This is a genomic window from Bacteroidales bacterium (genome assembly GCA_016707785.1).
Taxonomy (GTDB): Bacteria; Bacteroidota; Bacteroidia; order Bacteroidales; family UBA4417; genus UBA4417.
The window spans coordinates 31433-42464 of record JADJGZ010000016.1 but is presented as its reverse complement, the minus strand read 5'-3'; the positions used below and the strand labels follow the sequence as shown (position 1 = coordinate 42464).

General features: G+C 33.4%; 5 protein-coding genes. 4 read left to right on the top strand and 1 reads right to left on the bottom strand.

The window, feature by feature from the left end:
* Nucleotides 1–15 precede the first annotated feature (15 nt).
* A complete protein-coding gene (locus tag IPH84_10580) occupies nt 16–345 on the top strand; it encodes a hypothetical protein (GenBank protein ID MBK7173653.1) in 330 nt (109 codons plus the stop codon).
* 372 nt (nt 346–717) lie between these two features.
* Here the strand turns inward: IPH84_10580 and IPH84_10575 are convergent, their stop codons facing one another.
* Nucleotides 718–831: a hypothetical protein gene (locus IPH84_10575; protein ID MBK7173652.1), complete on the bottom strand. Its 114-nt coding sequence runs from the start codon at nt 829–831 to the stop codon at nt 718–720.
* Nucleotides 832–1403: 572 nt separating this feature from the next.
* On the opposite strand from IPH84_10575, the gene IPH84_10570 reads away from it, so the two are divergent.
* The 3 genes from IPH84_10570 to IPH84_10560 are packed head-to-tail and all read left to right on the top strand — an operon-like array spanning nt 1404 to nt 11032.
* On the top strand, nt 1404–5360 hold the full coding sequence (locus IPH84_10570; GenBank protein MBK7173651.1) for a hypothetical protein: 3957 nt from the start codon (nt 1404–1406) through the stop codon (nt 5358–5360).
* Nucleotides 5361–5397: 37 nt separating this feature from the next.
* Nucleotides 5398–7485, top strand: coding sequence for a T9SS type A sorting domain-containing protein (locus IPH84_10565; protein ID MBK7173650.1), 2088 nt, complete (start codon nt 5398–5400; stop codon nt 7483–7485).
* Nucleotides 7486–7504: 19 nt separating this feature from the next.
* The gene (locus IPH84_10560; GenBank protein ID MBK7173649.1) at nt 7505–11032 is read left to right on the top strand and encodes a hypothetical protein; all 3528 of its coding nucleotides are present in this window, start codon (nt 7505–7507) and stop codon (nt 11030–11032) included.

The window sequence follows — 11032 nt, the reverse complement described above, 5'->3', positions numbered from 1 at the left end:
CAGCAAAATAATTTTATGAAAAAAAATTTCAAATTAAAGTTTGTTTTTTTTTGTGCTGGATGTGTTTTGGGATTAGCAATAGGAATAGCCTATAATTATCTTAAGAGCAATGGGGCTGAATACTATGAACTAAAAAATGATTATTGTATTAGTAACAAGGGAGTCATAAAATCTGGAACATTGGTAAAATTTGATAAGGCTATGCCCGAAAATTTTTCTAGGTATATCCTATATCTGAATATACATGACGGTGAGGAGATAATGAAATATGGTAATAGTAAAAGAGGTTTGATTGTACCTTATTGGTTAAATCCGGATTATGATAGTGCATGTGTAAAAAAATAAGTAAGCCCAGTTGTCTGTAGTGTTTCATAGGTAATAGCTATCCTAAGTTTGCAACTTAGGATAGCTATATAAAAAGCAGCAAAGCCCGGCAAGTGCTGGGCTTTTGTGTATTAAAGAGCTAACTGTTTAAGTTTTCCTTTTGTAATTTTTATAAAAAAGTATCTGTCATTCCGGCAGAAAGTATGCCACTTAATATCGATGAAAGATAGTTAGGTTTGAAAGTGTAGATTCCGGACCATACTGACCCCCCATTTCGGATCATTCTGACCCGCCCTAAAATTGAAGCTATAAACACAGCTTTATGCTTCAAGTTTAGTCTGACATTCCGGCATACTGACCCCCCTCACTTTAAAAGGTAAATCAGCATAAAGTTCATTTTTTTTTGACATTAATGATGTAATCAAAAGACATCGAGATGGCAGGAAAAACTAAACCTATTGTAAGCACTTGTATGTACCTTTTATATATAAAAAAGATAAGAGACATAATTGATATGCATTTTATTTATTTAATTTAAATATAAATTGTAGGCTGGTAATAATAGTTTAATAGTAGTTACTTAATTTTGATAATGAATTATGGTAAATTATTGTTTCAATGAGGAGTTAAGACGTCAGATTATTTTAAGATCGATAGTAGAATAGACCACTAGATGAAGTTTTTATGAAGAGGAGGGTTTAATAACAAATAGTGAAATATCATTATTAGTATCCCAACCTCAGAACCAATGAATTGTAAAACATTTATTTATTTTAATTGTCGTAGGTTCCAATACTTTAGCACACACATAAATTTCGTGATAATTAACTGTATAGAACCTGATGTTGATCTTTGATGGTTGAAAACAAACACATACAATTATAAAGTTAGTATAAAGTCGGAATATGTTTAATCTGTCAGGAAAGCAAATTGTTACTACTCATAGTGTAGATTAGACTTTAGTTTTTAGTAGCTACCGAAGCTTTCCATTAGCTAACTTAGTATAAATTTGGGATCCAGAAATTAACACAATAGAAGTCTTTGTAAGAAAACAAATTAATTTATAAATATTCACCTCAATGAATAAGCTTTCTCATTATTTAAGCATAGTTCTAATAATCGAACTATTCACAATAAGTTATCCGAACAAGTTAATTGGCCAAACAGAAAATAGGCCACTCATAGACTTACCAAAGAATATTCCACCTTCTCCAACACCGGCAAATTTAGGTGAATTCGGGAAAACACCTGTTAGTCTATATACAGGCTCTCCAAGTGTAAGTATCCCTATATATAATATCGAAGTAGGTAATTATTCTTTCCCTATCGTTCTAAATTACAAAAGCGGAGGCATAAAGGTCAATGAAATGTCTTCATGGGTTGGACTAGGTTGGTCACTTATGGCTGGAGGTTGTATCACTAGAAGTCAAAACGGATTGGCTGATGAGCTCCCTGGTTATGGGTATGTTAGTACTCCAGTAGATATAAATAGTCTATCAATATTTGATAAACTTCAGTATTTTGATGGGAACAAAGATTCTGAATCTGACGAGTTTAATTTCACTCTACCAAACAAATCTGGTGGTTTTCACCTTACAAAGAATAATACAATTAAAATTGCAAATGGTGAAGAACTACTCATAAATAAAACACTTTCACCAGCTGGTATTTCATTTCAGGATGTTGGAGGAGATATTTGCATAAAAAAACCTATATTAATAATAAAATGGGAGATTATCGATGAAAATGGGATAAAATATATTTTTGACAAATATGAAAAAGTCGTTTCTTTTGGCAGATATTATAAACTGGAGAATAATGGTTTTGTGAGTAATTTTGATGATATTGATCCAGATCCCACACAAACAAATCCTACTATTTCCACCTGGTATCTCACCAGAATAGAAACTCCTGAAAATGAAACCGTAGATTTTGAATACGTGGATGAGGAATATACTTATGATATTCAAGGTGAATCTAAGAGGTATGTTAGCTATGATCCAAATCAATTCCCTAGCTGGTTGGCATATAATATGCCTCAAATCTCACTTACAGGGCAACGTTTGTCATATAAAAGTAAAAGATTATCTCGAATAACAACGACAAATTCAATTATTGAATTTGTTTCCAACTCTGAAAGAGCAGATTTAATTGGTGCTAAATATTTAAATAATATATTAATAAAGAATACCGATGGTGAAATAGTTAAGAATTTCAATCTTAATTACAATTACTTGCTTGGCAACCTGATGATTGATGCCCAACAGATTACACCTTATGGTACTAATACTTTTTCATTACCTTGCAATTATCCATTGTCGTTTTCCTATCGTTTGATGTTATCAGAAGTTAAGGAAGTCATGGGTTCTGAAATAGCAAAATCATATAAACTTGATTATTATCATGAAATAGGATTGCCAAATAGAGCGTCAATATGGAAGGATCATTGGGGTTACTCAAACGGTCCTGAAACCGATCCTGACAGATTAATGCATCCTTTTAAGTTTCACCATTTACCAGGATATCAAGATAAAACAATTGTCCACGAAAAAGAACCTGATATTAATTATACAAAACAAGGGACACTTAAAACAATAATTTATCCAACTGGAGGTTACAGCGAGTTTGAGTTTGAATTACATGATTGCATTTCAGATTTATTACCGAATCCATTCAACAAGATTCCAGCTATAAATTTTTCAATCAATTATATGAATTATCCTTATCTTGATTATGAATCTGAGATCATGCTAATTGATGAGGGGAATCATACAGCAGAGTTTATGAATTGTTATTATGTTGAATTTACTGTTAATGACCTTGCAGGCTTTGATAATATCGAACTAGAATTATCAGATTATCCAGTTGAATTTGCGGAAATTGGGGCAATTGGTTTTTTTATTGACAGAGTATCTGGTTCACCTGGAAGGGTTTGGACACTTAATTCTGATCTTTTATCATTTTCTCCCCCGACAACATGGAATAGTGAATACTGTAGCCAATTTTCGACCCAAGTCTTTGGTGGGACTAAATCACTTTTGCTGCCAAATGGAACATATCGGCTCTATCACTATCCGGTATCAGATCCTCCACCTTCTCAATTATTTAATGAATGCGCTCATTTTTATTCTTACTCTTTGAACATCGAAGAACGTCATGAGAATTATTATTCTGCCTTGAAGAAAGTTGGAGGATTAAGAATAAAGAAAATGACCGATTTTAAAGATAGTAACTCCAATGGGTACGTTACTAGCTTTGAATATGTTGATGATAATATGATCTCTTCAGGCCAGTTGGTAAACTTCCCTTCATATATTAAGGATTACTATGAGCAACACTATGAACAGCATGATTGTGACGCTTGTTTATGCAATTTTGGAACAGTAGGAGAAACTACTTTGCATTTTAAAGTGCACTCAACAGAAACAAATTATCCTTTATTATCTACATCAGGTTCTTACATTGGATATTCGCAGGTCATCGAAAAAAGAATAGAATTCAATGGGTTGTTTGATCATTCCGGAAAAACTATATTTAACTATACTTCTTCGCTTGAATTTCCTGATCTAAATTATGATGATTCTCCATCAAATATTATTGCAAACCCTTACCCTTATCCTCCAACGAGATCAAGGGATTTTTGTAGGGGCAAACTAAAAAGTAAAAGAATAATGAACTCATCAAATGCGGTTATTTATAAGGAAAATAACACTTTTAGCCTTTCTTATGAGGAACTGCCAAATCAAAAAACAGATTATAAATTAAGACCAGGTGGAAATTTTGAACGTGCATGGGAATGTCTCCAAGCAGGTGGCTTTTTTACGACCTGTCATATGGGGCATAAAGTTATGAGTATTTATGAATGGTTTAATTCCCCAGCAATTACTTTCCCTATTTACCCCCTTACTATAACAGACTATTCTTCGGTAATAGGGAAATTCCAACTAGAGCAAACAGTTACTTATGAGTATACAACACAAGGTACTATCAATTCGATGTCTGATTATCAGTATAAAGGGAATCGGGTAGCACAAGTTTCAAAAAGTACAAGTACAAATGAAACTATAAATACTATAAACCTGTACCCAGATGATTTTTCAACAAATAGTATTCTAGTTGATATGAAAAATAGAAATATGATTAACTATGTTGTTGAACAGCTAACAAAGAAAAACAATACAACAAACATTAATCATATAAAAACAACCTTTGGCTACATTGAACCCTCGCACCAGTTTATTAATAAAACGAAAGTAGAAGAGAAAATTGGAGATGGTAATTTTGTCGAGAGGCTTTCATTCAATAAATATACAAATTTACATGGGAAGCTAAAGGAATATAAGTTGAACCAGGGGCCCATAAACTCAATCATATGGTCAGATGATGAGTTATATCTATTAGCAGAAATTCAGAATACTTCTTTAATGGAATGTGGTTTTACTGGTTTTGAAAACAATGAGCTAAATGGGTGGTATTCAACAAGCCCAATTTTTGAGACTACACATGAAAATGTGCATACTGGAAACTCATCATTAAATATAACAGGAACGACACTAACTAGATCATTTAATGTAATCTCGGCAGGAGGTACAGTATATGATCCAGTTCCCATGCACAGTGGATATAAAGCTAGTGTTTGGGTTAAGGGAGGAACAGATGCCTACTTGAAAATTTCTATTCCAAATCACTCAATTGAAAGCAGGTCTAACGTACCCGCAGATGCAGTAAATAATTGGTATCAGCTTGAAGTTGAGATCCCATATGGGAAATATGATCAATTTACTGGAAGTGGAGTAACAATGGTTGTTGAAATAAGTGCTTCATCTACTGCATATATTGATGATCTTCGATTCCACCCCATGGATGCACAAATGAAATCTTACACATATAAACCATTATTTGGAGTAACCTCTATTAGCGATCAGAATAATAAGCCTACTTATTATGAGTATGATCCTTTCGGTCGGCTAAATCTGGTAAAGGATGAAAATTTGAACATCCTAAAAAAGACTGATTATCACTATAGACCTCAATAATGTATCTGTTGTTCTGAAATACTAATTCCAAATATTCATGAAAACTAAGTTGTTTATTGCAATATTGTCACTGGTAGTCTATACTAGCTATGGTCAAGTGCTAAATGTTAATTGGACTCAACAAGCCGGATATCCAGGTTGGGATTATACTAATGATATTGTAAAATATAATAATCATTATTTTCTTGGAGGTAGTCTGAGTGGTGTTGTTCCAGGAGACACAACTCAATCAAGAACCACCAACAGCAATAATGCCTGGATTTCCAAATATGATACACTAGGGAATCTGATATGGGAAAAATCTTATGGGGGACAATACTTTGATAATATCTCATCAATAGCTTCAACCAATCAGACATTGGTATTTGCAGGTCTATTTCAGGATACCTTATGGTATGATTCACAGTTTGTTTATAATAATAAATATTCAGGTGGATATTGGGCTTTGATTAATGAAGATGGGCAGATAACAGCCGTAAACTCCATTGGCGATAATGCTTGTATCACAAATCTTTTAGTTACCTCCAATGAATCAGAAATTGTTTACTTAGTTGGAACTTTCCGTGATTCATTAGCTTTAGCTGGTGAGGGCCTTTCTAAAACTGGAGATAATGGAATATTTCTAACGTCTATTTCTCCTAATGGAACAGTTTATCAGCCCCAAATATTTAAATGTACTGGAGAATCAGATGTGGCAAGTATAAGCTGTAATGATAGTAGTGTAATTGTTGCTGGCACATTTTCAGATACTTTATTTATACAAGATACAAGCCTAATATCAAATGGAGATTTAGATTCTTTTCTTGCTAAGTTCAATCATAATGGAGAATTGATTTGGGTTCAATCTATTTATGGGATGAATGACGATATTATTTCTGCAGTTAAATTGAGTAGAACAAACGAAGTAGCAATAATTGGTAATTTTAGTTTTTCGACAATTTGTAATAATTCTATCATTCATTCAAATGGGTTTAAAGACATTTTTGTAATAATATTAAACTCAAATGGAAGTGTTAAATGGATTAAGGGGATTGGTGGTGATTTGAATGATTATGGTTATGCTATTACAGAAGATGAACAATGCAGTTATATAATTTCTGGTAGCGTTGGACACACAATACATTTGAATGGCCAATTTGGTAATATTATTCCATTAGAATCATTCAGCCCTTTTGGAAATTCATTTATTGCAAAATTTGATTCTTTAGGAAATTTAAAAGCTAGTTTTACTTTACCTGGAAATTCAGAAGACTATTGCAGAAAAATTTTACCAGAAAGTAGTAATAGAATAACTGTCATTGGAAACTTCTTCGGCACTTTGAAAATTCCAACATTAGCTTTAGATACACTAAGTTTAATATCTCATGGTGAAAAAGATACATTTATTTTACAGTTTTTCGACCCTTGTGATACTTTTAGTTTCGATGCAGGTAGTGACACTTCATTCTGTACTGGAATGTCCGTTTTATTAACTACTGATCAGCCGTATGAGTCTTTTCAATGGACACCAGGCGGTATCATTAATCAAGATTTGGAGGTTGATTCAGCTGGTATGTATTATTTAATCGCTCAAAATGATATAGGATGTGTTTCATTAGACAGCATTTTTGTATCGGAAAATCAAGTTCCGGTAGTATTTGCTGGAAATGATACCATTATTAGCCCTGATTTTGAGATTAATCTGGGAAGCGCATATTCACTTAACTATAATTCAGTTAATTGGTCAAGTTCTGGTTCAGGTAGTTTTGATAATTGCAATGAGCTTAATCCTAAATACAATTTCTCAAATGTTGACTTTGGTGCCAATAGCATAAATTTAATCTTGCAAGCATCAAACAATTGTGGCACATTTCAAGATAGTGTCATGATATCCTTTCTGCCAGAGGAAGATGGTATTTTCGCCTTCCCAAATCCAACTAATGGTTTAACAAATTTTGTAGGTGTTGAAGGGTTAAGTCTAAACTATATAACAGTTCTAAATCAATATGGAACAATCATTTCAGGACCAACTCCAATAAATGCTCCAAGTACCTATTTTGACTTAACGCCATATCCGCCAGGTACTTATTGGTTCAACATTAACACACTACTTGGCGTAGTTACCAAGCAAATTGAAAAACAATAATTTGATATGCCATAATATTATGAAAAAATATTTCTTTTTGTCATTTGCATTAATAGTGAATATCAGTGTTCTTAGTCAAACAAATACAGAGAATTATATTCATACATGGGATGTTAAAAAAATTGGTATCCTTAATCCTACCGAATTATCCATTTCAACAGCTAGACACGATGCTCAACAAACAATCCAATACATTGATGGCTTAGGTCGGCCTTTGCAGTCAGTAGTGAAGGATTTTACTCCAGAATATAAGGATTGGATTCAACCACATTATTACAATAATGTAGGGTTAGATGATAAAAATTATAGTCCTTACCAAAACCCAACTACTCAAAGCTCCGGTTCTTACCATGATTCATTTCTTGATGAGTTGGAAGACTTCTATAAAGCTAATTTTGAAGAAGACAAACATGGACTTTCTCCTATAGAATATGAGGAATCACCTTTAAATAGAATAATTAAAACCGGAGCACCAGGAGCAAAATGGCAGATTGAAGATGGTGAGCACTTTATTTCTTATGAGTACCTAAGTAATGACAAAACCGGAAATGCACTAACAGCTATTTGTTGGTTAGTTGATGATGATGAATGTATACAGAATAGCTACTTTGAGCCAAATAAACTATCCATTATTAAAACAACGAATGAATCAGGAATTATTAGCTATGAATTTAAAGATAAGTTAGGACAGGTAATACTGAAACGTTCAGTAATAAATGAGAGCTTATTCGCTGACACATATTATGTATATGACGATTTTGGATTATTAAGATTTGTAATTTCACCAGAAGGAAGTGCTTCCCCAGAAGCAAACTTCAACTCAAATTCAGAGTTTGCCAGAAGATTTGTATACTGTTACAAGTATGATTATCGCAAACGACTGACTGAGAAGCAAATTCCTGGTAAGGAACCGGAGTACTATATTTACAATCAGAATGACAAAGTAATTATGTACCAGGATGGAAACATGCGAAAGATTGTTAACGAGATTCCTGCTAATGAATGGTTATTCACAAAATATGATGCATTTGGAAGGGTAATAATAACTGGAATTACTTATCAGTATCCAGAACAAGCCAATAGAGATGTACAGGGGTATGCAGATAATAATGAGTATTGTTGGGAATTTGTCAAAGGTGGTCTAAGTTATGATGGGCCTATTTCCTATTATTCAAGTTTGAGCTTCCCAAGTGTACAAAGTGGCGACAGTTATTTAACAGTCAACTTTTATGATACACATGAAGTTTTTATTAAAACACAGCAAGCGTTCCTACCAATTATACAAAACGCCAATATGCAGTTTAGTATTAATTCAGAGATACTAGGAGAAAATGAATCTAATCTAAAGCATGTAAATGGTTTAGCAACTGCTGATTTTAAGATAGTAAATAATCGTTGGCTTGCAAACGCTACATATTACGATATACGAAATCGAATTCTTCAGTCAAGGACTCAAAATCATCTTAGAGGATTTGATATTTATTCTAACCTCTATGAAGATTTGACTTCTCAAATCACAGAAACTATCCATGATCATTCAGTTGAAATTTCAGGTAATACAAGACAGCATACTGAGAAATTACAATACTCTTATGATGGAACTGGTCGTTTGCTTCATTGGATTTATACTCTAGACGCTCTTCCTTCTCATTTGGTTCATAATACTTATAATTCTCTGGGAAATTTAATTCAGAAGTCGATCTCATACAATGGTAGTAATCTTCAATATGTTGATTATAAGTATAATATTAGAGGTTGGCTGACACAAATAAATGACCCTGATGAAGTAAGACTAACTGGAGATTTGTTTGGTCTAAAATTATTATATGATGAGGAACATCGAAATATTGAAAACATTGGGAAATATGATGGAAATATTTCTGCGATGATCTGGCAAACAGCCCAACCAAATGGACTTTCTACTCCCGATGTTTCTGGATTAAAGGCTTATAGATTTTCTTATGATGAATTGAGTAGATTATTATCAGGGGACTTTTTCCAATTTTCCGGGGGAGCTTGGTCATTTTCAGACCTTTATTCAGAAAGTGTTTTCAACAAAAAAAGCACAGAATCTTATGACTTAAATGGGAATATTCTCAACATAAAGCGAAATGGCTTGCTATATCCGAATTCCTCGCCTGGTACTATAGACCAACTAAAGTATTATTATTATGGCAATAAGCTTATTGCAGTCAATGATGATGTTGCAGGAAGTAATTGGGATGATTTTACAGATAATGGGCTAATAATAATCCCTGACCCAAACATCCCTGATGAATGGGAGTTTAAGTATGATAATAACGGAAATCTGGTGTCAGATAAAAATAAGGGAATCATTAGCATAAATTATAATCATCTCAATTTACCTATTTCTGTCAACCATGCAGAAGACAGCCGAGTTGAGTACCTTTATGATCCGCTTGGAAACAAACTAAGACAATCTTATTACAAAAGAGGAAGAATTGAAAAGACAACAGATTTTGTTGGTAATTTTGTTTATGAAAATAGCACTCTTGCCTGGGTAATGAATAATGAAGGACGAATTGTTGAAATGGGACGAGAAAGCTACTCACCGGAATTTCACTTAAAAGATCACCTCGGAAATGTTAGGGTTGTGCTCAAACCTGTAGAACACGAAGTACTTGTTCAACAGGTAAATAGTTATTATCCATTTGGCTTAAATATTAAAGGCCTAACTGCTAATGCTACAGATATACTTCATAAAAATGAGTATCTTTATAATGGCAAAATGCATCAGGATGAAATGCGGTTGAATTGGTTGGATTACGGGGCCAGGATGTACGATGCTGTTTTGGGCAGTTGGAATGTAGTGGATCCGTTGGCAGAGAAGTATCCCAGCATGAGCCCGTATAATTATTGTGCTGATAATCCGATCAATGTTATTGATCCAGATGGCAAAGATATTAAACTTGTTTTCTACAAAGGAAATAAAGGGCAAAGCAGCTCTGCTGAATTTTCAAAGACGGTTAATAGTGGGCTCGGAGGTCAATTTGAAGTGTATTATACTAAGGGTGATAAGGGGGGTAATTTATTGCATTTAAGAGCAACAAAAGGTGGAGGTGACTTTAAGAAAATGTCTAAAGAATCAATAGCATTTTATAGTGAGCTCTACATTATGACAACAGATAATAAAACCACCGCTGAAATTTCTGTCAATTATGGATCTTCTGATGTTACCATTGGAAATTACAAAAACAATGCTATTGATATTGCAGATGTAAATCAATTTGATGACATGGGGAAAGGGAGTGCAACAAAACAAGGTAAACTTATCCACGAACTCAAAGAACAGTATGGAAAAGCACAAGACGGTATCGAAAAAGGTAGTGATTTAGGTTTTAAGGTTAATCATTCTAACGGAAAGGCTTCTGAAAACAGCGTAAATGGTTCAATACGAGGGAAAGAATCATATTCTCCAAGAGGAAGTGTTTATTCTTCGACATATACTGATAAAAATGGAAAGAATACTACATATTCTTATAGTACAAAAGACCCAATTATTAAAGTTGAAAAAATACCACAATAG

Excerpts from the sequence above, each read along its gene's own strand:
- IPH84_10580 (MBK7173653.1), top strand. The coding sequence starts at position 16 with ATGAAAAAAAATTTCAAATTAAAGTTTGTTTTTTTTTGTGCTGGATGT.
- IPH84_10560 (MBK7173649.1), top strand. The coding sequence starts at position 7,505 with ATGAAAAAATATTTCTTTTTGTCATTTGCATTAATAGTGAATATCAGT.
- IPH84_10570 (MBK7173651.1), top strand. The coding sequence starts at position 1,404 with ATGAATAAGCTTTCTCATTATTTAAGCATAGTTCTAATAATCGAACTA.
- IPH84_10575 (MBK7173652.1), bottom strand. The coding sequence starts at position 831 with ATGTCTCTTATCTTTTTTATATATAAAAGGTACATACAAGTGCTTACA.
- IPH84_10565 (MBK7173650.1), top strand. The coding sequence starts at position 5,398 with ATGAAAACTAAGTTGTTTATTGCAATATTGTCACTGGTAGTCTATACT.